Raw genomic sequence first — 23006 nt, 5'->3', positions numbered from 1 at the left:
AGCGAGCCGATGACCGACGCCGACAAGCCGCTGCAAGATCACGTCCTCGTCGAGGTCGCCGTCCCTGCCCCCGCCGACGCCGTCTGGGCGGCCCTGCGCGATCCGGAGAAGATCAGGGACTGGTTCGGCTGGGAGACCGACGGCCTCAAGGACGAGATCGACTTCATCTTCGTCACCCACGCCGAGGCGGACGAGGCCCGCGGGGTCGTCAACTTCGTCGGCGTCAATGACCGGTACGAGGTCGAGCCGCGCGGCGATGTCAGCCTCGTCCGGGTGGTTCGCTCCGCCCCGGCCGGAGAGTGGTCCGAGGCCTTCGACGGCATGATCGAGGGCTGGATCTCCTTCACCTGGCAGCTGGCCTTCGCCTTCGCCCGCCATCCCGGCCAGCGCCGCCGCACCCTCTTCTTCTCAGGCCCGCCGCGCGAGGACCGCCTCGCCCGCTCCCTGCTCGGTCTCGACGCGGCGCCGGCCGCCGGCGAGCCCTGGTCCATGCCTCTCGGGCCCGAGGGTGACGCCTCCGGGCAGGTCTGGTTCACCGCCCGCCACCAGATCGGCGTCTCCGTGGACGCCTGGGGCGACGGCCTCCTGGTCGTGGTCGATCAGCCGCCGACCGAGAACAAGCCTCGCGGCTCCACCATGCTGACCCTGACCACCTACGGCCTGTCGGACGCGGCCCTCGCCGACCTGCAGGCGCGCTGGCAAGCCTGGTGGGACGAGCGTTTCGAGACCGTCGCGCCGGGCTGCTAGGCCGCCCCCGCGACCCGCGCCAGATCGGCGGTGATGCGCTCGGCGACCTTCAGCCGGTCCTCCGGCGTGTCCCAGTCGCCCTTGACCACGATCTTCTGGTCCGGCCGGATCTTCCAGAAGGCGTGGTTCTTCTGGATCAGGCCGACCAGCCCCATCGGATTGGGGAACTCGTTGTTGCGCAGGGTCAGCACCGCCCCCTTGGGCCCGATGTCGATCCGCTCGATACAGGCCGTCTTGCAGTTGGCCTTGATGCCGACGATGCGCAGCAGCTGTTTCGCCTCATCCGGGAGCGGCCCGAACCGGTCGATCAGCTCGGCGGCCAGCGCCTCGCGGGTCTCGTTGTTCTCCGCGTCCGACAGGCGGCGATAGAGACTCAGGCGGACATTCAGGTCCGGCACATAGTCTTCCGGGATCAGCACCGCCGCGCCGACGTTGATGGCCGGCGACCAGCCGCGGTCGACCACGCCTCCGCCCTCGCCCGCCTGACGCAGCTCGGCGACCGCGTCCTCCAGCATCTGCTGGTACAGCTCGACCCCGACCTCGCGGATATGGCCCGACTGTTCGTCGCCCAGCAGGTTGCCGCCGCCGCGCTGGTCCAGGTCGTGGCTGGCCAGCTGGAAGCCGGCCCCCAGGTTGTCCAGCGACTGCAGCACCTGCAGACGCCGCTCGGCCGACAGGCTCATCGGCTTCTCGGGCGGGGTGGTCAGATAGGCGAAGGCCCGCGCCTTGGCCCGTCCGATCCGCCCCCGAATCTGGTGCAGCTGCGCCAGGCCGAACATGTCCGCCTTGTGCACGATCAAGGTGTTGGCGGTCGGAACATCAAGTCCCGACTCAACGATGGTGGTCGACAGCAGCAGGTCGTAGCTGCCGTCGTAGAAGGCGCTCATCACGTCTTCCAGCTGGGTGGGCGACATCTGGCCGTGGCCGACGACAAATTTGATCTCTGGGACCTGCTCGCGGAGGAATTTCTCGATGTCCGGAAGGTCGCTGAGGCGCGGCACGACGTAATAGGCCTGACCGCCGCGGTATTTCTCGCGCAGCAGGGCCTCGCGGACCAGCACCGGGTCCCACGGCGTGACATAGGTCCGCACCGCCAGCCGGTCGACCGGCGGGGTGGCGATGATCGACATCTCGCGGATGCCCGACAGCGCCATCTGCAGCGTCCGCGGGATCGGCGTCGCCGTCAGGGTCAGCAGGTGCACGTCGGCCCGAAGGGACTTCAGCTTCTCCTTGTGCTTGACCCCGAAATGCTGCTCCTCGTCGACGATCACCAGGCCGAGGTCCTTGAACCCGACCTGTTCGCTGAGCACCGCATGGGTGCCGACGACGATCTCGAAACTGCCGTCCTTCAGCCCCGCCCGCGTCTCCGCCGCATCCTTGGCCGTCACCATCCGCGACAGGTGCCGCACCTTGATCGGCCAGCCGGCGAACCGCTCGCTGAAGGTCTTGAAATGCTGCCGCGCCAGCAGGGTTGTCGGGCACACGACCGCCACCTGCTGACCGCTCATCGCCACCACGAACGCCGCCCGCAGCGCCACCTCGGTCTTGCCGAAGCCGACGTCGCCGCAGATCAGCCGGTCCATCGGCGTGCCCTTGCCGAGGTCCTCCAGCACGTCGCCGATCGCGGCCAGCTGGTCATCGGTCTCGTCATAGGGGAAGCGGGCGCAGAACTCGTCGAAAAGGCCCTGTGGCGGGGTGATCGCGTCCGAGGTCCGCAGCGAGCGCTTGGCCGCGAGCGCGATCAACCCCTCGGCCATGGCGCGCAGCCGCTCCTTCGCCTTCGCCTTGCGGGCCTGCCAGCCGGCGCCGCCCAGCCGGTCCAGCTGCACGCCGTCGGCCTCGCTGCCATAGCGGGTCAGCAGGTCGATGTTCTCGACCGGCAGGTACAGCTTGGAGTCGCCGGCATAGAGCAGTTCCAAGCAGTCGTGCGGCGCCTCCTGGATCTCCAGCGTCTTCAGCCCCTCGTAGCGCCCGATGCCGTGGTCCAGGTGCACCACCAGATCGCCGGTGGTCAGGGCCGAGGCCTCGGCGAGGAAGTTCGACGCCCGTCGCTTCTTCTTCGGCCGCGCCAGCCGGTCGCCGAGTATGTCGGTCTCGGAGATGACCGCGATGTCGTCAGTCTCGAAGCCGTGCTCCACCGGCAGCACGCCGCGCAGATACAGGTCCTTCGGCGCCTTCTGGACGTCGGCCCAGTCCCGCACCGCCACCACATGCTCCAGCCCGTGGTCGGCCAGCATCGAGGCCAGCCGCTCGGACGAGCCCTCCGTCCATGAGGCGAAGAGCACCCGCTTGCCGGCCGCCTTGATCGCCTCGGCGTGGCGCGCCACCGCCTCGAACAGATTGACGCTGTCCTGCGCCCGCTCGGCCGCGAAGCTGCGCCCCAGCCGTCCGCCCGCGTCCTCTCCCGGGCCCGTGAAGGGGGAAAGCCGCCGCACCCAGCGGCCCGCCAGGGCGCTGTTCCAATCGCTCTCGGGCAGATACAGCCGCTCCGGCGGCAGGGCCCGGTAGGCGGCCCCGCCCTTGCCCATGGCCGCGTCACGCCGGGCGTCATAGGCGTCCTTGGTCAGGGTCCAGCGCTCGGCCCGCGCCGCCTCGACCTGGTTGTCGAGGAACAGCTTCGCGTCGTCGGGCAGATAGTCGAACAGCGTCTCCAGCCGCTCGTAGAACAGCGGGAGCCAGTGCTCCATGCCCTGCCGCCGCGCGCCCTCGCTGATCGCCGTATAGAGCGGATCGTCGCCCGCCGCCCCGAACAGTTCCAGATAGCCGGTCCGGAACCGCGAAATGCTCTCTGGATCAAGCAGCGCCTCGGACACGGGGGCCAGCGACACGTCGCGCAGTTGCCCCGTCGACCGCTGCGTCGCCGGATCGAAGGTGCGGATCGACTCCAGCTCCGAACCGAACATGTCCAGCCGCACCGGCTCCTCGAAACCCGGCGGATAGACGTCGATGACCCCGCCGCGCACCGCGAACTCGCCGCGCTCCGACACCGTCGAGGCCCGCATATAGCCGTTGGCTGCGAAATACCGCTCCAGCGCCGCCGTATCGAGATCGAGACCCACGGTGGTCTCGAACCCGGCCCCGCAGGTCACTTCCCGCGGCGGCGTCCGCTGCATCGCCGCGCCAACGGTCGTCACCAGCAGCAGGGGCTTGGTTTCGTCGGGGGCCCGCTGCGCCAACCGCGTCAGCGCCGCCATCCGCTCGGCCGACACCGACGAGGTCGGGCTCAGCCTGTCATAGGGCAGGCAGTCCCACGCCGGAAACTCCACCACGTCAATGTCGTTGGCGAAGAAACGGAAGGCCTGCACGAACTCGCCCATGCGGGCGTAGTCGCGGGCCACGAAGGCCCCGACGCCGCCATCGGCCCGCAGGCGTTCGGCGACCGTCAGGGCGTCCAGCCCCTCGGGCGCCCCACCCAACTCCTGATCGCTGCGTTTCGAGACCTGCGCGTCCATCAGCCGGCGCCCTCCGCCACCGCCGCGGCGACATGGTCGGCCATGAAGGTCCGGATCTTCGCCATCACCGATGTCTCGTGCGTCGCCGGCGTCGGCTCCGTGCCGATGATCCAGGCGTAGAGTTGGTGGTCGTCGTCCTGCGCCAGCAGAGCCTCCAGGGAATCCAGTTCAGCCTCGGTCAGGCTCGGCCCGACCCGATCCACGAACGGCCCCAGCACGAGGTCCGCCTCGCGGAACCCCCGCCGCCACGCCCGGAAAGCGATGCGGCCCAATCTCTCTTTCAGACGTGCGTCGGTATCGGCCACAAGCTTCCTTGCCCGGTCGGTTCGGGTCGACCGCCGCCCGGAGGGACGGCTCTCGACAATGAGTGCGGTGAGATAGCGTTCCAGACCGGCTTTCGCCAGCTATGCTGTCGCCGATGCGGCCGCCGAGTCTCTTTCCCCTGTTCGCCGAGGTCTCCACCCTGAAAGGCGTGGGGCCGAAAATCCTGCCGCTCGTCCAGAAGCTGGCCGGGCCGCTGGTGCGCGACCTGCTGTTCCTGTCTCCCTCGGGCCTCATCGTCCGCCGGCCCATGACGGCTGTCAGCGCGGTGGAGGGGCTGGTCGGGGTGTTCGAGGTCGTCATCGACCGGCTGATCGTGCCCGGCAAGCCCGGCGCGCCGATCAAGGTCCGGGCTGTCGACGACACCGGCTTCGTCCACCTGATCTGGTTCGGCGGCTCGGCCCAGCACATCGACCGCCTGCTGCCCAAGGGCCAGCGCCGCCTCGTCTCGGGCAAGGTCGAGAGCTTCAACAACGAGGTCCAGATCGTCCATCCGGACATCTTCACCCCCGCCCAGGCCGACAACATCGCCGCCGTCGAACCGGTCTATCCGGCGACCCATGGCCTGACCTCGCGCGTGACCCGCAAACTGGTGCAGGCGGCTCTCGAGCACGCACCGGATTTGCCGGAATGGCAGGACCCCGCCTGGCTCGCCAAACGCCGCTGGCCCGGCTGGCGCGCGGCCCTGGCCGCCCTCCACGCCCCGGCCGCCGAGCCCGACCTCCTGCCCGACGCGCCCGCCCGCCAGCGCCTCGCCTATGACGAGCTGCTGGCCCACCAGCTGGCCCTCGCCCGCCGCCGCCGCGCCCGCCAGATCACCCCCGCTCCAATCATCACCCCCGGAGACGCTTCCGAACGGGTGCTCGCCGCCCTGCCCTTCACCCTGACCGGCGCCCAGACGCAGGCGATCGCCGAAATCCGCCGCGACCTCGCCTTGGGCGAACAGATGGGCCGGCTGTTGCAGGGCGATGTCGGCTCGGGCAAGACCGCCGTCGCGGCCCTGGCGCTCGCCGACGCCGCCGCCTCCGGCTTCCAGTCCGCCCTGATGGCCCCCACCGAAATCCTCGCCCGGCAGCATTGGCAGCGTCTCGCGCCGATGCTGGAGGCCGCCGGCGTTCCCACCGTCCTGCTGACCGGCCGCGACACCCCCGCCGAGCGCCGCGCCCGCCTCGCCGCCCTCGCCTCCGGAGAGGCCAAGGTCGCCATCGGCACCCACGCCCTGTTCCAGGACGCCGTCCGCTTCGACCGGCTGGCGCTGGCCGTGATCGACGAACAGCACCGCTTCGGCGTCAACGAGCGCCAGCGGCTCCAGGCCAAGGGCGACCCGCGCACTGGCGGCGTACACCTGCTGACCATGTCGGCGACCCCTATCCCCCGCACGCTGGAGCTGACGCAATACGGCGAGCTCGAGGTTTCCCGCCTGACCGAGAAGCCGCCGGGCCGCACCCCGGTGACCACGGCCGTCGTGCCCCAGGCCCGCATCGGCGAGGTCGCCAAACGGCTCAAGGCCGCGCTCGACAGCGGCGCCCAGGCCTACTGGATCTGCCCGCTGGTGGCCGAGAGCGAGGCTTCCGACCTCGCCGCCGCCGAGGCACGCGCCGCCGACCTGCGCCGCATCCTGGGTGTCGAGGTCGGTCTCGCCCATGGCCAGATGCCCGGAGCCGAGCGGGAGGCGGTCATGGCCGACTTCGCCGACGGCCGCACGCCCCTGCTGGTCGCCACGACCGTGGTCGAGGTCGGCGTCGACGTGCCCAACGCCTCGATCATGGTCATCGAGCACGCCGACCGCTTCGGCCTGGCCCAACTGCACCAGCTGCGCGGCCGGGTCGGACGCGGCACGGCGGCCAGCACCTGCCTGCTGCTCTACGGCGGCGGCGGCGACAGGCTTGGCGAGACCGCCCGGATCCGCCTCGAAACCCTTCGCCGCACCGAGGACGGCTTCGAGATCGCCGAGGAGGATTTCCGCCTGCGCGGCGGCGGCGACCCGCTGGGCCTGAAGCAGAGCGGCTTCCCCGCCTACCGTTTCGCCGATCCGATCCGCCACCGCGAACTGCTGCTGGCCGCCGCCGACGACGCGCGGCTGGTGCTCGGCCGCGACCCGGACCTGACCTCGGCGCGCGGCGAGGCTGTGAAGGTGCTGGAGGCCCTGTTCGACTGGCGCAACGACCGGCCGGGCGTCGACTAGGACGCCCGCTGCGCCCGCCATGCCGCCAGTCGGGCCTGAGCGTCGGCTTCAATATCGCCGTAGAACAGATTGTACGGACGCGATTTTCGGCGATCCGCCCAGCTGCCGGTCTGGCGGAAGGACTCCGACTCCGGCTCGGTGTGGCGCAGCAGGCCGTCGCGGCACTGGGTGGCGATCTCCCGCGCCAGCAGGGCCGGGTGCGCACCCCATTCCAGTCCGGTGGCGTTGGTGGCGCCGCGGTTCTGGCGCGCGTCGACCGGGTCGGTCGAAGTCGTTCCTGTGACCGGGTTGACGCACAGGGCCTGCCGGTCGCCCAGTTCCACCAGCCGCCCCCGCGCATCCCAGACCAGGGCCCGCCGCAACCGCCGGCGTGCGGCCCCGTCGTTGCCCTCGCCTACCGGGGAGAAGCCCACCACGCAGCCGACCTGCTTTCGGGTCTCGCAGGCGGGGACCAGGGACGACAGACCGTCGGCCGGGGTCACCACGTCCATCAGATAGGCGCCCACCAGCCGCGCCCGCAGCGCCGGATCGGCGGCCACCCGCTCGCGCAGCAGCCGCTCGACCAGTTCGCCGCCCTGCTCCACCCCGGCCAGCACGATCGGACCCTCCGGGTGGCGTTCGAGCCAGCTGTCGAAGGCGGCGGCGACGTCGCCGTAGGCGAAGGCCCGCGCCTCACGCGCGTCGTCCCGCAGCGTCAGGCGGGTGTAGAGGCTGCCCTGCCGGTATCGCGGCGCGCTGACCGTCCCCAGCCGGGCGAACGGTCCGGCGTAGTTGGGCAGCACCACCCGGCGCAGATAGGCGTCGGCCTTGGGCTCGCCGATCGGGCCGTTCCAGTCGCGTCCGCCGTCGAAGGTGGTCGAATGGACGAAGAACACTGCGGCCGGGCCGGCGTCCGGCGCCCGCGCGTCCCGCAGCGCCCAGGCGTCCGGCCGCCCATAGTCGGGTGCAGGCGGCGGCTGATAGGTCTGGAACGGCGCCTGCGGGTCGAGCCCGGCCCTGAGAATGTCGCCGCGCCAGACCGCCAGCGCCGCGGTCAGCAGGAAGACCAGCGCGAAGCCGATCCAGCCGGTCCACTGCCGGGCGGTCAGCTTCGGCCCCTTCATCGATACGGGTCCGCCGTGGCCAGGAAGTCCTGCACATAACGCCGGACGCCCTCTTCCAGCGGCGTCGACTGGCCGCCGAAACCGGCCGCGCGCAGTCGCTCCATCCGGGCCTCGGTGAAATACTGGTATTTGTCGCGGATGCTCTCGGGCGTGTCGACGTATTCGACCCGCGCCTCCTTGCCCGCCGCCGCGAAGGTGGCCTCGGCCAGGTCGAGGAAGGACCGCGCCTGTCCGGAGCCCGCATTGAACACGCCCGACACCGCCGGCGTGTCCAGCAGCCAGTCGACGATGTCGACCACGTCGTCCACGAACACGAAGTCGCGCAGCTGGCCGCCGTCGGCGTAGTTGGGATTGTGCGAGCGGAACAGGGTCACCGGCTCGCCGGCCGCGACCTTGGGCCAGATCTGCGCCACGACCGACTTCATCCCGCCCTTGTGGTACTCGTTCGGCCCATAGACGTTGAAGAATTTCAGCCCCGCCCACTGGCTCGGCGACTGGCCCCGGTCGGACTGCCGCGCCGCATACTGGTCGAACAGCATTTTCGAATAGCCATAGGCGTTTAACGGTCTCAGCGAAGCCAGTCCCTCAAGACTGTCGTCATCCTCGAACCCCTGTTCGCCGTCGCCGTAGGTCGCCGCCGATGACGCATAGACCATCCGGGCGTCCCGCAGGGCGCACCAGTCCCAGATGTCCCGCGACAGGGTGAAATTGGTGCGGATGATCAGGTCGGCGTCCGCTTCGGTCGTCGACGAGATCGCGCCCATGTGCACCACGGCCTCGATCCGCTCGGCATGCCGCTCCAGCTGTTCGAACAGCTCCCCCGGCTGCCAGAAGTCGGCGATCGGGTGTTTGGCGATGTTCTTCCACTTGCCGAGGGCCGCGTCTTCCAGCCGGTCGCAGACGACCACGTCGCGCCGGTCCTCGGCGCACAGCCGCGCCACGATGTTCGAGCCGATGAAGCCGGCCCCGCCGGTGACCACGATCATCCGCCGGCTCATCGCTCGTCCTTCATCTTCTCGATCGTCTTCGTGGTGGAATAGCCGTCTTCGAACGTCGCCAGCCGCACCTCGCCGCCCCAGCTCTCGACCAGGTCGCCGCCGACCACGCCCTCGCGGGTGTAGTCCGCGCCCTTGATCAGCACATCCGGCCGCAGCCGCTCGATCAGCCCCAGCGGCGTCGGCTCGTCGAAGCTCGTCACCCGGTCCACGCTCTGCAGCCCGCCGATGACCACGGCCCGGCTGTCCAGGTCGTTGATCGGCCGCCCCTCGCCCTTCAGCCGCCGCACCGAGGCATCGGTGTTCAGCGCCACCACCAGCCGGTCGCACCAGCTGCGCGCCTGGGCCAGATAGGCCACGTGGCCCCGGTGCAGGATGTCGAAACAGCCGTTGGTGAAGCCGACCTTCAGCCCCTGCCGCCTCCAGCCCTCGACCACATGCGCCAGCTCCTCCAGCGGCATGACCTTGGCGTGGGCCCCAGCCGCGTGCTGGCTCATCTCGGCGTCGATCAGCTCCGCCGGCGTGACCACGGCCGTGCCCGCCTTGCCGACCACCACGCCCGAGGCGAGGATGGCGAACTCCACCGCCGTCTCCAGCGAGGCGCCCGCCCCCAGCGCCAGCCCCAGGGCCGCCAGGCCGGTGTCCCCGGCCCCGGAAACGTCGAACACCTCGCGCGCCCGGCCCGGGAAATGCTTCACGGCCTCGCCGCGCCGCATCAGGCTCATGCCCTTGCCGGCCCGCGTCACCACCACGGCCTTGGCCGTCGTGGCCTGCAGCAGCGCCCTCAGCGCCGCCTCGACCTCCGCGTCGTTATCGACAGGCAGGCCCGTGGCCCCGGCCAGCTCGCTGGCGTTCGGCTTGATCAGGTCGACGGCGCCGTAGCGGGCGAAGTCGCGTCCCTTTGGGTCGACCACGACCGGCGCGCCGCTGTCCTGCGCCGCCTTCAGCGCCTGGCCGATGACCAGATCGCTGACCACGCCCTTGGCGTAGTCCGACAGCAGGTAGACCGAAGCCCCGGTAAATGCGCCGCTTTCCTCGCCCATCAGGGCGGCGGCCTCCTCGTCCAGCCGCAGCAGCTGCTGCCCGGCGGCGACGAAGCGCGTCTTGACGATGGTCGCCACCCCCGCGCGCCGCTCCACCGCATCCTCGATGCCGTCCTCCGCCGCGATCAGCGCCGCCAGTTCGTCTCCGGCTGCGTCCTGTCCGGCCACGGCGCCCAGCCGCGCCACGCCGCCCAGCGCCGCCACGTTGCGCGCCACATTGCCGACCCCGCCCGGCATGGCCGTGGTCCGCCGCGTCCGCAGCACGGGAATCGGCGCTTCCGGCGAGATCCGGCTGACCTCGCCATAGACGTAGCGGTCCAGCATCAGGTCGCCGACGCACGCCACCTTCAGCCCGCGCACGCGCTCCAGCAGCGCCTGCAATCCGCCGAGATCGAGTGTCCGTTCAGCCATCCCCTTGGCCTATCGGATTCACGCGGCCTTCGCCATCCGCGCCTTGGTCAGGTCGTCATAGGCGATCAGGTCCGCGCACAGCGCCTCGAACTGGTCCAGCGGCACCATGTTCGGCCCGTCGGAGGGGGCGTGGTCAGGATCCTGGTGGGTTTCCATGAACACCGCATCGACGCCCACGGCCACGGCCGCCCGCGCCAGCACCGGCACGAACTCGCGCTGGCCGCCCGAGGAGGTGCCCTGCCCGCCCGGCTGCTGCACGCTGTGGGTGGCGTCGAACACCACGGGGCAGCCGATGTCGCGCAGCACGGGCAGGGCGCGCATGTCGCTGACCAGGGTGTTGTAGCCGAAGCTGGCCCCGCGCTCGCAGGCCATGACGTTCGGATTGCCCGCCCCGACCACCTTGGCGATGACGTTCTTCATGTCCCAGGGCGCGAGGAACTGGCCCTTCTTGATGTTGACCACCTTGCCGGTCGCCGCCGCGGCCAGCAGCAGGTCGGTCTGGCGCGACAGGAAGGCCGGGATCTGCAGCACGTCCACGGCTTGCGCCGCCTCGGCGCACTGCGCCTCATTGTGCACGTCGGTCAGCACCGGCAGGCCGACGCTCTCGCGGATTTCGGCGAAGATCGGCAGCGACCCGGCCAGCCCCAGCCCCCGCGCCGCATTGGCGCTGGTCCTGTTGGCCTTGTCGAAACTGGTCTTGTAGATGATGCCGGCGTTCAGCCGCTCGCCGATCTCCTTCAGCGCATGCGCCATCTCCAGCGCGTGCTGGCGGCTCTCCAGTTGGCACGGTCCGGCGATGAAGACGATGCGCTGCCCGCCGCCGATGCTGACCGGGCGCTTCAGCCCGTCCTTGATGTCGATGATGGCGTTCGGCTTGGACACGGCGTTGTTCCCGGACTGAATGGCTTGGCGACGCGCTCCCTGAGCCGCGTTCAAGGCGATCAGGTGGCGTTCGACGGTCGGCTTGGCAAGCTACACGGCGGCCGCGCGCAAGGCCACCGGCCAGCTTCGCCGGGGGGATTGACGATCCGGGCCTTCCGACCCCACCTTTGCCTCCATGACGACGGTGACCGTCGACCGCCAGCAGGCCGCCGCCCGCACGCCGCGCGGGTTCGGCCTGCTGTTGCGCCTGCTGGCCTCCAACTGGACCGTCGGCCGCCTGACCGTGCTGCTTCCCGGCGGCGCCAGCCACATCCTCGAGGGACGTGACCCCGGGCCCTCCGCCACGCTCGACATCCGCGACTACCGATTCGCCGGCCGCGTCCTCGCCTCGGGCGATATCGGTTTCGCCGAGGGCTATATGGCCGGCGAGTGGGAAACGCCGCATCTCGCCCATCTGCTTGAGGCGCTGGCCCGCAACGGCGAACACATCCGCCGCCTGATGGTCGGCAACCGGGTCATGAAGACCCTCCACTGGCTGTCCCACCGGATGAACCGCAACAGCCGCTCTGGCTCGCGCAAGAACATCCACGCCCACTACGACATCGGCAACGCCTTCTACGCCGCCTGGCTCGACCCCTCGATGACCTATTCGTCGGCCCGGTTCACCCGCGCCGGAATGGCGCTGGAGTCGGCGCAGCGCGAGAAATACGCCGCCCTCGCCCGCACCATGGACCTGCAGCCCGGCCAGTCGGTGCTCGAGATCGGCTGCGGCTGGGGCGGATTCGCCGAGTTCGCGGCGAAGGAGATCGGGGCCCGCGTCACCGGCATCACCATCTCGCGCGAACAGTTCGACTTCGCTCGGCGGCGGATGTTCAACGCCGGCCTGTCCGACCGGGCCGACATCCAGCTGATCGACTACCGCGACGTGCAGGGCCGCTTCGACCGCGTCGCCTCCATCGAGATGTTCGAGGCCGTCGGCGAGGAGTACTGGCCCGCCTATTTCGGCAAGATCCACGATGCGCTCGAGCCCGGCGGCCGGGCCGGGCTGCAGATCATCACCATCGAGGATTCCGCCTTCGCCCGCTACCGGACGCGCACGGACTTCATCCAGAAATACATCTTCCCCGGCGGCATGCTGCCGTCCGAGGCGGCCCTCAAGCCTGTGGTCGCCGCCGCGGGGCTCGACTGGCGCGGCCTCGACCGCTTCGGCCAGGACTACGCTGAGACCCTGCGCCTGTGGGACGAGCGCTTCCAGGCCGCCTGGGACGACATCCGCCGCCTCGGCGGCTTCGACGAGCGCTTCCGCCGCCTGTGGCGCTTCTACCTGGCCTACTGCGAGGCCGGTTTCCGCACAGGGCGGACGAATGTGGTCCAGCTCGGCCTGTCCCGCGACTGAGCCGGACCTGCTAGACTGGGCCCATGCCCGACCTGCCGCCGCTGATCTCCACCGCCGACCTCGCCGCCTGCCTCGGAGAGCCGGACCTGCGTCTGGTCGACGCCAGCTGGCATCTCGACGGGCGCGACGGCCGCCACGATTTCGAGGCCGCGCGACTGCCCGGGGCGGTGTTCTTCGATCTGGAGGCCAGCTCCGACCCCGACAGCGATCTGCCGCACATGCTGCCCTCGCCCGCGGCCTTCGAAGAGCGCATGGGGTCGCTGGGCCTGAGAGAGACCGATCATGTCGTCGTCTACGACACCGTCGGCATCCGCTCCTCCGCCCGCGCCTGGTGGATGTTCCGCGTCATGGGCGCGCCGCGGGTGCAGGTCCTCGACGGCGGCCTGCCGAAATGGCTCGCCGAGGGGCGGCCGGTGGAGTCCGGACCGCCGGCCCCGGTGCGCCCCGCCGCCTTCGCCGCCCGGCTGGTCCCGGAGTTACTGGCCGACAGCGAGGCCGTTCGGGCCGCCCTGGCCGGCCAGGCCCAGCTGGTCGACGCCCGCGCCGCCGACCGCTTCCACGGCCGCGCCCCGGAGCCCCGGCCCGGCCTGCGCCCCGGCCACATGCCCGGCGCCCTGAACCTGCCCTTCCCGCGCATCCTCAGCTCCGACGGGACCATGAAGCCGTCCGGCGAACTGGAGGCCGCCTTCCGCGCCGCCGGCGTCGATCCCGATCGGCCGATCGTCACCAGCTGCGGCTCCGGCGTCACCGCCGCCATCCTCAGCCTCGGCCTCGCCGCCCTCGGCCGCCCGTCCCGTGTCTACGACGGCAGCTGGGCCGAATGGGGCGGGCGAACCGATACGCCGGTCGTCGCGGACTAGGACACGACAGCCGGGCTTGTCAGGGGAGGCGTTCCTCTCCAGCCTGCCTTGACCCGCGCAGACATCGGAGACGGCCATGAAGGTCATTGCGATCGCAGCCTGCATCGGCCTGTTGGGTCAGGTCGGAGGCGCGCCGGACGACGGGACCGGATCGAACGGCGTCGGACCGGGTGCGGCGCGGATCATCGCCGCGGACACCATCGAGGTGGAGGGTGCGCGCATCCGGCTGTGGGGTGTGAGCGTGGCCCGGTCAGCCGGCCCCTGCCCGGACTACGGTCCCGGCATGGACTGCATCGCCGGCGCCCTGTGGGAGCTCGAGAACCTGATCAAGGACTATGATGTCCGCTGCGACCGGATGGGTCCCGAAGAGCCGGACGGCCGCAGGGCCGGGCGCTGCGAAGTGGGCTACGACGAATGTTACGGCGTCACCTGCCAGATCCGGTGGCGCGACGTTTCGGAGGAACTCGTCGCCGTCGCCGTCGTGGTCCAGGACCGGACCGAGAGCGGCGGGCGCTACGACGAGGTCGAGCAAACCGCCCGATATGACGGCGGCGGCGTCTGGACCGGGGACGACAGCGCCGGCCAGTCGCGGCGTCGGCGAGACTAGGCTCCGGCGGCGACGGCGTCGCCGCTGCGATCCCGGGCCTCGGCGCTCAGCCGCTCCACCACGGCCGTCACGAAGCCGCGTTCCTCCGCCGGCTCCGCGAAATGGCGCGCGGGCGACAGCACCCAATAGGGATCGACTGGGAATGTCTCCGTCACCGCCGCCAAGCGGGTACCTGCATCGCCCTAGGCTTTCGGGGCGACGGGCTCGGCCAGTCCGGGCGGCACGATTTCGTCGCTCTCGCCGCGCGACACCACGGTCGCCGCCACCAGGTCGCCGGTGACGTTCAGGGTGGTCCGGCACATGTCGAGGAAGCGGTCGACGCCGAGGATCAGGCCGATGCCTTCGGCCGGCACCCCGACCATCACCAGGATCATCGCCACGACCGGCAGCGATCCGGCCGGCACGCCCGCCGTGCCGATGCCGCCGAGGATGCAGACCAGCATCACGATCACCTGCTGCCACAGGGTCAGGTCGATGTTGAAGAACTGGGCCAGGAACAGCACCGTCACGCCTTCGAACAGGGCGGTGCCGTTCTGGTTGGCCGTGGCGCCGACGGTCAGCACGAAGCGGGCGATCTTGCGCGGCAGCTTGAGCTCGAACTCGGCGGCGCGCAGCGACACCGGCAGGCTGGCGTTGGACGAGGCGGTCGAGAAGGCGACCACCATAGGCTCCCGGATGGCCTTGAAGAAGCCCAGCGGCGAGCGGCCGCCCAGGGTCCAGACGGCGATCGGATAGACCACGAACATGTGGATCAGCATCGCCCCGACGGCGACGCCGACATAGGCCGCGAGACGCACCAGCAGGTCCCAGCCGAACAGGGCGGCGAGGTTGAACATCAGGGCGGCGATGGCGAACGGGGCCAGTTTGATCACCAGGTTGATCAGCTTCATGGTGATCTCGAACAGGCCCAGCACCACCTCCTGCAGCCGGTCGGTCGCCGGGCTGCGCGCCATCACCAGACCGATGCCGAACAGCAGGGCGAACACCATCACCGGCAGGATCTGGTTCTCGGCCGCCGCCGTGAAGACGTTGGACGGGATCAGGTCGAGGAAGAACTGGCCCAGATTGATGGTCTCGGGCGCATTGCCGACGATGGAGGCGGCCCCGGCCCGGCCCTGCTCCAGAAGCGCCTGGGCGAGATCCGGGTTCACACCGTCGCCCGGCCGGAACACATTGACCATGATCAGGCCGATCAGCACGGCCACGGCCGAGATCAGCACGGTGAAGGCCAGGGTCTTCCACCCGGCCCGGCCCAGCGCCTTCAGGTCGCCCATCTCGGCCACGCCGATGACAAGGGCCGAGAACAGCAGCGGAATGACCAGCATGAACAGCAGGCGCAGGAAGATCTGCCCGGCCGGTCCGGTGATGTTCGACGTCAGCCACACCACCCACGGCGCATCGGCGCCGACCGCTAGGTTGACGAACAGCCCGCCGGCCAGGCCGACGATGAAGCCGATCAGCATCAGCCAATGCAGGGCGATCCCGCCGCGTTTCGTCGTTTCCATGCGTCCCCCCGGCCCTCGGCCGTGTCGTTAGCGGATCGGCAGGGCGTAGATCAGGCCGCCCGGCCGAGCGTTCCATTGTGCGTTAAGGCCCCGCGCCAGGTCGAGAGATGAATCGGGTCCGATGTTGCGGTTGAAGATTTCACCATAGTTGCCCGTGGCTTCAATGGCGTTCTTCGCCCATTCCTTTGACAGACCCATCGTCGGGCCGAGATCACCCTCGACGCCGAGCAGCCGTCGAATCTGCGGATCGCGCGAATCTTCGGCGAGGGCGTCGGCGTTGCCCGCCGTCACCCCCAATTCCTCCGCCAGAATCAGGGCGTTGAGGGTCCAGCGCACGATCGACGTCCACGACTCGTCGCCGCGCTTCACCGCCGGTCCCAACGGCTCCTTGGAGATGACATCCGGCAGGATGGCGTGCTGCTCGGGGTTGGACAGCAGGGTCCGCGCCGCGGCCAGGGCCGAGATGTCGGCGCTGAACGCGTCGCAGTCCTCGCGGGCATAGGCGTTGCGCGCCGCCTCCTCGTTGGCCGTCACGACGGCGCGGTAGGCGATGCCGCGGGCCCGGAAGAAGTCGGCGACGTTCAGCTCGGAGGTCGTCGCCCGCTGCACGCAGATGCGCGCCCCGTTCAGCTCCGCCGCGCTGGCCAGGTCCAGCGAGCGCCGCACCAGGAAACCCTGACCGTCGTAATAGTTGACGCCGGCGAAGCGGACGCCTTCCGACAGCTCCCGCGACAGCGTCCAGGACGTGGCGCGCCACAACACGTCGATCCGGCCGCCGCGCAGGGCGTCGAAGCGCTGGCTCGAGGTCAGGGGCACGAAGCGAACGGCGTTGGGATCGCCCAGGACGGCGGCGGCCAGGGCCCGGCAGAAGTCGGCGTCGAAGCCGCGCCACTCCCCCCGGTTGTCGGTATAGGCGAAGCCGACCAGCCCCTCGTGCACGCCGCAGTTCAACCGGCCGCGCCGCTTGATCGCCTGCAGGGTCGGACTGGTGAATTCCGGGGCCTTGGTGGCGGCGACGACAGGGGGACTGTCGGTTTCGGTCTTGCGATCGCCGCCGCCGCACGCCGCAGCGGTCAGGGCGAGCAGCAGGGCCACGCCCGCCGCACCGGCTCTCCGAATCCCCTCTGTCCGCATCCTGTTCCTCGCCCCGGCGATTCCAGACCTTGCGCCCCCGGCAGCTTTAGAGGCTTTTGAGCCGCGAACCGCAACCCTCGACCGGCCGCCGACCGCCTCATGCCCGACCGTTCCGATCGTACCCGCCTGATCGCCTCCGCCACCCGGCGCGGGGCGGGTCGCCGTCCTGTCAGCCCGCCGGTGGAGCGGGCCTCGACCCTGCTCAACGATGCGCCGGGCGCGATGCGCGACGAGGCCGCGGGTCCCGTCTACGGCATTGAGGATCTGACCGCCGCCCGCGAGCTGCGCGCCGCCCTCGCCGATCTGGAAGGCGCGACGGACGCCTGGCTGGTTCCCTCCGGCCTCGCCGCCGTCACCGTGCCTCTCACCGCCCTGCTCCGCCCCGGCGATCATGTCCTGGCCAGCGACGCGCTCTACGGCCCCAGCCGCCGCTTCCTGAACCGCCATCTGAAAGCGCGCGGCATCGCGCCGGCCTTCCACGCGCCGGACGCCTCCGTCGCCGAAATCCTCGCGGCCATGACGGACCGCACCCGCCTGCTGCTGATCGAATCCCCCGCGTCCCTGACCTTCGAGCTCGTCGACGTGTCGGCGCTCGCCGTCGCATGCCGTGAGCGGGGCGTGATCACCGTCATGGACAACACCTGGGCCGCGGGCCTCGCCTTCCGCCCCCTCGCCCACGGCGTCGACGTCAGCGTCCAGGCCGTGACCAAATACGTCGGCGGCCACTCCGACCTGCTGATGGACTCCATCGCCGTCTCCCGGCCCGCCATAGCCCGCCCGATCGCCGAAACCATCGAGGACCTCGGCTGGCGCGTCTCGCCCGACGACGCCTGGCTGGCGCTGCGCGGCCTGCGCACCCTGCCGCTGCGCTACGCCGAACAGGCCCGCTCCGCTCTCGCGGTCGCCCAATGGCTGCGGACCCGCCCCGAGGTCGCCCGGGTCCTCTACCCCGCCCTTCCCGGCGCCCCCGGCCACGACCTGTGGGCCCGCGACTACACAGGAGCCGCCTCCATCTTCGGCGTCGTCATGACCGGCGGATCCGAGACCGCCGCCCACGCCCTGATGTCGGCGCTGGAGCTGTTCGGCCTCGGCTATTCGTGGGGCGGCTTCGAAAGCCTGATCACCCACGAGACCGGCCAGCTCGCCTTCCGCAAGACCGCACCCGCGCTCGCCGGCGAACTGCTGCGCCTCCACATCGGCCTCGAGGACCCGACCGACCTGATCGCCGACCTCGAAACCGGCCTCGCCGCCTGGAACCGGGCCCGCTAGCCATGCCTCGCCCCGTCCACTCCGCCTGGATCACGGATCAGGCGTCGGGCGCGTCCGCCGGGGCCTTCACCTCTCTCTTCCCGTGGTGGAGCTTCACCAAGACGGTCCTCGCCGTCGCGGCCCTGCGCCTCGTCGAAGCCGGCGAACTGGACCTGGACGTCCCGCGCCCCGGCCGCGCCTACACCCTGCGCCAGCTGCTGGCCCACCGCGCGGGGGTGCCGAACTACGGCGGCCTGCCCGCGTACAGCGAGGCCGTCGCGCGCAACGAGGACGCCTGGAGTCGCCGGCAGCTGCTGGATGCCGCCGGCGCCGATCGTCTCCTGTTCCAGCCCGGGACTGGCTGGGCCTACAGCAACATCGGCTACCTGTTTGTCCGCGAGGCCATCGAGGAAGCGACCGGGCGACCGCTGGCCGCGGCCCTGCGCGATCTGGTGCTGGACCCGCTCGGCCTGAAGTCCGCACGGCTGGCCGTCACCCGGTCGGACTTCCGACAGGTTCAGTGGCCCGCCCCCGGTTCCTACGACCCGGCCTGGGTCTATCACGGCTGCCTGATCGGTTCGGCGCCCGATGCGGCCGGGCTGCTGCACGCTGTCTTGGGCGGCGCCTTGCTGGAGTCGCCCTCCGTCCTGCTGGAGCGCCGCACGTCGCTGGACACCGCGTCGCGGGCCGGTCCGTGGACCGAGTGCGGCTATGCCCTCGGCCTGATGATCGGGCGCATGGGCGAGGCGGGCCGCGCCATCGGCCATTCCGGCGCCGGGCCGGGCGGCACGGCCGCCGTCTATCACTTCCCCGACCTCGATCGGCCGGTGACGGTCGCGGCCTTCACGGACGACCCGGACGAGGGCGTCGCCGAAGCCGAAGCGCTCGCCGTCGCTGTCCTCGCCCAGGCCTGAGCCCCGCCTCAGTCCAGCTTCGCCCGCGCCGCCTTCAGCTTGGCCTTCAGATCGTCCCGCGCCTTGCGCTGCCGCTTCGCCAGCTCCCGCGCCCGCCGCTCCAGCGCCTCCCGCTCGGCCTCCAGCGCCGCCGTCTGCTCCGCCTGCGCCTCGTCCAGGGCGTCGAGCTCCGCCTCCAGCGCCGCGACCTTCGCCCGCGCCTTTTCGTCCGATTTCGCCCTCTCCGGCTTCGGTTTCGCCTTGGGAGCCCGGGTCCGCTCCACCTGGCCGATATCGACCGACAGCCCGCGCTCGATCAGCTCCCCCGGCGAGGCCAGCGCCGCCGCCTTGTCCGGTCCGACGTCGATCTCCCGCGCCGAGCCGTCCTTGAACAGGTCCCGCTTGACGCCCCAGGCCTCCAGCGCCTTGGCCCGCGACGGCGCCGCCACGGTCCACGAATGGAAGCCGTCGGAATAGCAGAACACCTTCAGCTTGCGCGCCATGGCTCAGTCCAGTTCGATCCACGCCGGGGCATGGTCGCTGGCCCGCTCGCGCCCGCGCACCGCCTTGTCGACCCCGGCGTCGGTCAGCCGCGCCGCCGCCGCCGGGCTCAGCAGCAGGTGGTCGATGCGCAGCCCCGCGTCCCGCTCCCACGCCTGCCGGAAATACTGCCAGAAGGTCCATGGCGGCGGGTCCTCCGGGTATCGCTCGCGCAGCGCGTCGGTCCAGCCCTGCTCCAGCAGCCGCGCGAACGCCGCCCGGCTCTCCGGCTGCAGCAGGGCGTCCTTCTTCCACGAACGGCTGTTGTAGATGTCGGCCTCGGTCGGCACGACGTTGTAGTCCCCCGCCAGCACCACGGGCGCGCCGCTCTCCAGCAGCGTCGCCGCATGGGCGTTCAGCCGCGCCATCCAGGCCAGCTTGTAGTCGAATTTCGGCCCCGGCTGCGGATTGCCGTTGGGCAGGTACAGCGACGCCACCAGCACCCCGTCGACCGCCGCCTCCAGATAACGGCTCTGCAGGTCCTTCGGGTCGCCGGGCAGGCCGCGGCGCGTGACCACGGGCTCCGCGTCCCGCGCCAGGATCGCCACCCCGTTCCAGCGATGCTCGCCCAGCCAGACCGCGTGGTAGCCCAGCGCCCGGATGGCGGCGGCGGGAAACTGCGCATCGGTCGCCTTCAGCTCCTGCAGGCAGGCCACGTCGGCCCGCGCCGCCTCCAGCCATTCCAGCAGGTTGGCCAGCCGGGTGTTGACCCCGTTGATGTTGAAGGTGGCGATCTTCACCCGTCCTCAACGGCGCCGCTCGCCGTCGGTTGCCGGCGCTCCGCCCGGGCTGGACGGAGCGCCGGCCGGGGCTCAGTCGCTTTCGCTGTCGTCCTCGGTCACTTCGGAGAAGATGAGGAAGCTGGCGACGGTGACGGCGGCGAACACCAGGCCTGCGGGAATTCCGCCGGCCAGTTCGTCGCTCGCCCCCGCAGCCGGTCCGACGCGGTCGGCGACGCGGGGTGCGGCGTCGGCCTGTGCGAACGCCTGGGTCGCGGCGAGGCTCAGGCCGACCGCCGCGGCGATCAGGGTCTTCTTCATGAAGGGCTCCGGTCTGGCCCCCGCAGCCCTCAGGAAACCGGTCCGACGCGACATGGTTGCGGAACAGCGCTCGGCGAAGGCCGCTGGCAGGCGTCGGTTTCCGTCGCCTGCGAAGTGGCGCGCCCAGCAGGACTCGAACCTGCAACCGTCCGCTTAGAAGGCGGGTGCTCTATCCGGTTGAGCTATGGGCGCCCGGTCAGGGCAAGTAGCGCGGCCCGGCGCTGGCGCAAAGCCTGCGGCTCAAGCAGCGGGCGTCCGCGGCGCGAGCGATAGCCGCGCCTACGACCTCAGTGCGTCCAGGAGACCTTGCGGTTGGTGGCGAAATTATCGGCGTAGGCCTTGATGATCACCGGCGGCTCCTGCGGCTCGTGCAGGCGGAACGGGATGCCGTAGCGCTCGGCGTAGGCGATCGCCTCTTCCCTGGAGTCGAAGTCCAGCCGCACCTGGCCGTTCATGTCCGCCGAACTGGTCCAGCCCATCAGCGGATCGATCGTCCGCGCCGACGCCGGCTCGAACTCCAGCCGCCACTGTCTGGTCTTGGCCTTGCCCGACTGCATGGCGGTTTTGGCGGGGCGGAAGATGCGGGCGAGCATGCGAAACCTCTTCGAACCGGCCGTCGCCGGGACGTCCGGCTCTAGAAGCCTTCAGTCCGCCGATCAAGACTCAGGCCTCTCGACCCCGACGACGCCAGTGTGGCCGGGCACGAAATCCGTCCGGTCCCGAACACAGGAACCATCCCGGTGATCATGCTCTTTGCAGGCGGGTCGGGAGGACAGCCTGTGATTGTAAACGAGTACAAGGGCGGCGGCCGCCAGGCTCGCCTGGCCGCGCGGACCGGCAAGGGCGGTCTGCTCTACCGCCTGTTCATGAGGTGGTTCGGCGCGTCGAAATTCCGCGCCTAAGCGTTCCCCTACTGGTCGGGGCGAGAGGATTCGAACCTCCGACCCTCTGCTCCCAAAGCAGATGCGCTACCAGGCTGCGCTACACCCCGATCCAGAGCGGCGCTCTTTGCCACGCGCCGACCCGGGCCGCAATGTCGGTGGCGGCCGATGGCTGGCGCTAGCCACTAGCGACGAGCCACTCGTCACCTCACTCCGACGCGAAGAAGGGATGCCGCACCCGGTCGCCGGCCCTGGCGCCGATCTCGTCGGCGCGGCCGCCGCGGATTTCCAGCACCCCCGCCGCCGGCCCGTTCGAGGGAATCACCGCGTCCGAGTTGGGCGTGGCGTTGCGGGCGATCGAGACGATGCGGCCGTAGGAGTCGATGTAGATGATGTCCAGCGGGCTGGGCGTGTTGTGCATCCAGAAGCCGCGCTCGGCCACGTCCGGGAACTGGAACAGCATGCCGCGGTCGTCAGCCAGGGGCTCCCGGTGCATCAGGCCGCGCTGGCGCTCCATGTCGTCGTCGGCGATCTCGACCATGAAGGCGTGCTCGCCGGTCGAGGTGACGACGGTCAGCGCCTCGAGCGGTTCGCCGTTGGGACCCTGTCCCGATCCCGCGCCCGCGCAGCCGGCCAGCAGAACCAGACCGGCGAGGCCGGCCAGAAAGCTACGACGAAGCAACATCATTCCACCCTCGAAATCGTTCCGCTGGGGATTTGCGCCGATCATCGCGGCCGCGGCAAGTCCCGGCGTCACCGCGGTCTACCGCCGGAACGCGCGGGGCGGGATACCGGTCAGGCGCTCGGGCGGATTTCCGCGACCACCAGCCCCTTGGGGCCCTCGGCGAAGCGCACCGCCACCGCCTCGCCCGGCAGCAGGTCGTCCAGGCCGCAGCGCCGCAGCGTCTCGACGTGGACGAAGATATCTCCGGGCTGGCCGTCCCGGACCACGAAGCCGTAGCCCTTGGTGCGGTTGAACCATTTGACCACGGCCGTCTCCATGACGCCGCCGCCGTCCTCGAGGGGGGGATGGGCCCGGCTGTCCCGCTTCAGGCCGTCATAACCGCCCCGCCGCGGCGCGCTGACCGCGTCGGGATCCCCTTCGCCGAGGTCGTGAATCTCGGTCGCCTGCCAGCCCTTCGGCCGGCGCGCGCAGTCGCAGCTGATGGGCGCGCCTTCCGCCGCCGTGTCGCGGCCGCTGTCGCGCAGGCTCGAGATGTGCAGCAGCACATCCTTCATGTCGGTCAGACTCGGGTCATCGGGCACGATGAAGCCGTATCCCTTGCCGGGATCGAACCATTTCACCCGGCCGGCGATACGCACCGTCTCGACCGTCTCAACGCCCTCGTAGTCGGACACAGCCTTCCCCCAGCCCGCGCGCGTTGCGGACAGGCTTGTTTAACACGGTTCTGCGAAGCCCGGAAAAGGCAAAAACACGGGTTTCGGGCCAAAGCCGAACATTTTTTTCTACTGATGCCAAAAACCGCCTCGACCTGCGTGCCGCCGGCCTTGAGATCGCTACCGCAGAGGTGGGATCGTGCCGCAAGGGCTCCGCGGCGGACGTGCGGCGCCGCGCAGACGCGCTTCCCGCCGGGAGGGCGGCCTGCGCAGGCTGGCGATATGAGGGAAGGCCCCGCGTGGCAGTCCCTAGGGGAGTCGAACCCCTCTTTTCAGGTTGAAAACCTGACGTCCTAACCGATAGACGAAGGGACCGCGGCGCGGGGAAGCGGCGATATAGCCGCCGATTCCGCGGGGTGCAAGCG

Annotated in this window: 23 protein-coding genes and 3 tRNA genes; 8 read left to right on the top strand and 18 right to left on the bottom strand. The window is 70.5% G+C overall.

Annotated elements, in window-relative coordinates:
* Positions 1–9: 9 nt before the first annotated feature.
* Complete coding sequence (locus tag VEA98_RS12275; protein ID WP_324814780.1) at positions 10–747, top strand: hypothetical protein; 738 nt, start codon at positions 10–12, stop codon at positions 745–747.
* Here VEA98_RS12275 and mfd read toward each other — a convergent pair.
* Both mfd and VEA98_RS12265 read right to left on the bottom strand, forming a co-directional pair.
* Complete coding sequence (gene mfd, locus VEA98_RS12270; RefSeq protein WP_324814778.1) at positions 744–4199, bottom strand: transcription-repair coupling factor; 3456 nt, start codon at positions 4197–4199, stop codon at positions 744–746. The two genes, VEA98_RS12275 and mfd, sit on opposite strands and share 4 nt — an antisense overlap.
* On the bottom strand, positions 4199–4471 hold the full coding sequence (locus VEA98_RS12265) for a succinate dehydrogenase assembly factor 2 (protein ID WP_324814775.1): 273 nt from the start codon (positions 4469–4471) through the stop codon (positions 4199–4201). Before VEA98_RS12265 ends, mfd begins: the two co-directional genes overlap by 1 nt.
* A gap of 146 nt (positions 4472–4617) precedes the next feature.
* Here VEA98_RS12265 and recG point away from each other — a divergent pair, with 146 nt between their 5' ends.
* Positions 4618–6705, top strand: a complete 2088-nt coding sequence (recG, locus tag VEA98_RS12260) for an ATP-dependent DNA helicase RecG (protein ID WP_324814773.1) — start codon at positions 4618–4620, stop codon at positions 6703–6705.
* On the opposite strand, the gene VEA98_RS12255 is transcribed toward recG, so the two are convergent.
* The 4 genes from VEA98_RS12255 to kdsA are packed head-to-tail and all read right to left on the bottom strand — an operon-like array spanning position 6702 to position 11139.
* A complete protein-coding gene (locus tag VEA98_RS12255; RefSeq protein WP_324814771.1) occupies positions 6702–7808 on the bottom strand; it encodes a DUF3089 domain-containing protein in 1107 nt (368 codons plus the stop codon). The genes recG and VEA98_RS12255 overlap by 4 nt on opposite strands.
* On the bottom strand, positions 7805–8806 hold the full coding sequence (gene rfaD, locus VEA98_RS12250; RefSeq protein WP_324814769.1) for an ADP-glyceromanno-heptose 6-epimerase: 1002 nt from the start codon (positions 8804–8806) through the stop codon (positions 7805–7807). The genes VEA98_RS12255 and rfaD overlap by 4 nt, the downstream gene beginning before the upstream one ends.
* Positions 8803–10257: a D-glycero-beta-D-manno-heptose 1-phosphate adenylyltransferase gene (rfaE2, locus tag VEA98_RS12245; protein WP_324814767.1), complete on the bottom strand. Its 1455-nt coding sequence runs from the start codon at positions 10255–10257 to the stop codon at positions 8803–8805. The genes rfaD and rfaE2 overlap by 4 nt, the downstream gene beginning before the upstream one ends.
* Before the next feature lie 18 nt (positions 10258–10275).
* On the bottom strand, positions 10276–11139 hold the full coding sequence (gene kdsA, locus VEA98_RS12240; RefSeq protein WP_414642173.1) for a 3-deoxy-8-phosphooctulonate synthase: 864 nt from the start codon (positions 11137–11139) through the stop codon (positions 10276–10278).
* Positions 11140–11314: 175 nt separating this feature from the next.
* On the opposite strand from kdsA, the gene VEA98_RS12235 reads away from it, so the two are divergent.
* The 3 genes from VEA98_RS12235 to VEA98_RS12225 all read left to right on the top strand — a co-directional run bounded on the left by VEA98_RS12235 (position 11315) and on the right by VEA98_RS12225 (position 14002).
* Positions 11315–12535, top strand: a complete 1221-nt coding sequence (locus tag VEA98_RS12235; RefSeq protein ID WP_324814765.1) for a cyclopropane-fatty-acyl-phospholipid synthase family protein — start codon at positions 11315–11317, stop codon at positions 12533–12535.
* A gap of 23 nt (positions 12536–12558) precedes the next feature.
* Complete coding sequence (sseA, locus tag VEA98_RS12230; RefSeq protein WP_324814762.1) at positions 12559–13395, top strand: 3-mercaptopyruvate sulfurtransferase; 837 nt, start codon at positions 12559–12561, stop codon at positions 13393–13395.
* A 76-nt stretch (positions 13396–13471) separates the two neighbouring features.
* A complete protein-coding gene (locus tag VEA98_RS12225; RefSeq protein WP_324814759.1) occupies positions 13472–14002 on the top strand; it encodes a hypothetical protein in 531 nt (176 codons plus the stop codon).
* On the opposite strand, the gene VEA98_RS12220 is transcribed toward VEA98_RS12225, so the two are convergent.
* Genes VEA98_RS12220 through VEA98_RS12210 form a run of 3 tightly spaced genes read right to left on the bottom strand, consistent with a single transcriptional unit; the run spans position 13999 to position 16602 of the window.
* Positions 13999–14157 carry a hypothetical protein gene (locus VEA98_RS12220; protein ID WP_324814756.1) on the bottom strand — a complete coding sequence of 53 codons (159 nt, stop codon included), beginning with the start codon at positions 14155–14157 and terminating at the stop codon, positions 13999–14001. The two genes, VEA98_RS12225 and VEA98_RS12220, sit on opposite strands and share 4 nt — an antisense overlap.
* Before the next feature lie 27 nt (positions 14158–14184).
* Positions 14185–15507 (bottom strand): dicarboxylate/amino acid:cation symporter, encoded by a 1323-nt coding sequence (locus VEA98_RS12215; protein WP_324814753.1) that lies wholly within the window; start codon positions 15505–15507, stop codon positions 14185–14187.
* Positions 15508–15534: 27 nt separating this feature from the next.
* A complete protein-coding gene (locus VEA98_RS12210; RefSeq protein WP_324814751.1) occupies positions 15535–16602 on the bottom strand; it encodes an amino acid ABC transporter substrate-binding protein in 1068 nt (355 codons plus the stop codon).
* A gap of 138 nt (positions 16603–16740) precedes the next feature.
* Here VEA98_RS12210 and metC point away from each other — a divergent pair, with 138 nt between their 5' ends.
* Together metC and VEA98_RS12200 are read left to right on the top strand one after the other, a co-directional pair.
* Entirely contained in the window at positions 16741–17910 is a 1170-nt protein-coding gene (gene metC, locus VEA98_RS12205; protein WP_324814748.1) for a cystathionine beta-lyase, read from the top strand.
* Between the two features lie 2 nt (positions 17911–17912).
* Entirely contained in the window at positions 17913–18803 is an 891-nt protein-coding gene (locus VEA98_RS12200; RefSeq protein WP_324814745.1) for a serine hydrolase domain-containing protein, read from the top strand.
* Positions 18804–18811: 8 nt separating this feature from the next.
* On the opposite strand, the gene VEA98_RS12195 is transcribed toward VEA98_RS12200, so the two are convergent.
* From VEA98_RS12195 to VEA98_RS12175, 5 genes are all read right to left on the bottom strand, one after another.
* Positions 18812–19285: a hypothetical protein gene (locus VEA98_RS12195; protein ID WP_324814743.1), complete on the bottom strand. Its 474-nt coding sequence runs from the start codon at positions 19283–19285 to the stop codon at positions 18812–18814.
* Positions 19286–19288: 3 nt separating this feature from the next.
* On the bottom strand, positions 19289–20062 hold the full coding sequence (locus VEA98_RS12190; RefSeq protein WP_324814740.1) for an exodeoxyribonuclease III: 774 nt from the start codon (positions 20060–20062) through the stop codon (positions 19289–19291).
* 72 nt (positions 20063–20134) lie between these two features.
* Positions 20135–20362 carry a hypothetical protein gene (locus tag VEA98_RS12185; RefSeq protein WP_324814738.1) on the bottom strand — a complete coding sequence of 76 codons (228 nt, stop codon included), beginning with the start codon at positions 20360–20362 and terminating at the stop codon, positions 20135–20137.
* Positions 20363–20477: 115 nt separating this feature from the next.
* Positions 20478–20554, bottom strand: a tRNA-Arg gene (locus tag VEA98_RS12180).
* A gap of 95 nt (positions 20555–20649) precedes the next feature.
* A complete protein-coding gene (locus VEA98_RS12175) occupies positions 20650–20955 on the bottom strand; it encodes an ETC complex I subunit (RefSeq protein WP_324814735.1) in 306 nt (101 codons plus the stop codon).
* A gap of 186 nt (positions 20956–21141) precedes the next feature.
* Here VEA98_RS12175 and VEA98_RS12170 point away from each other — a divergent pair, with 186 nt between their 5' ends.
* Positions 21142–21264: a hypothetical protein gene (locus VEA98_RS12170; protein WP_324814733.1), complete on the top strand. Its 123-nt coding sequence runs from the start codon at positions 21142–21144 to the stop codon at positions 21262–21264.
* Between the two features lie 12 nt (positions 21265–21276).
* Here VEA98_RS12170 and VEA98_RS12165 read toward each other — a convergent pair.
* The 4 genes from VEA98_RS12165 to VEA98_RS12150 all read right to left on the bottom strand — a co-directional run bounded on the left by VEA98_RS12165 (position 21277) and on the right by VEA98_RS12150 (position 22956).
* Positions 21277–21353 (bottom strand) — tRNA-Pro (locus VEA98_RS12165).
* A 98-nt stretch (positions 21354–21451) separates the two neighbouring features.
* On the bottom strand, positions 21452–21931 hold the full coding sequence (locus VEA98_RS12160) for a DUF192 domain-containing protein (RefSeq protein WP_324814731.1): 480 nt from the start codon (positions 21929–21931) through the stop codon (positions 21452–21454).
* 107 nt (positions 21932–22038) lie between these two features.
* Complete coding sequence (locus VEA98_RS12155; protein ID WP_324814728.1) at positions 22039–22602, bottom strand: cold-shock protein; 564 nt, start codon at positions 22600–22602, stop codon at positions 22039–22041.
* A gap of 279 nt (positions 22603–22881) precedes the next feature.
* Positions 22882–22956: transfer RNA gene (locus VEA98_RS12150), tRNA-Glu, on the bottom strand.
* Positions 22957–23006 lie beyond the last annotated feature (50 nt).

Source organism: Brevundimonas sp. (genome assembly GCF_035627055.1).
In the GTDB taxonomy this organism is placed as follows: Bacteria; Pseudomonadota; Alphaproteobacteria; order Caulobacterales; family Caulobacteraceae; genus Brevundimonas.
Note: the sequence above shows the minus strand (reverse complement) of the source record. Positions and strands in the feature narration are given on the sequence as shown.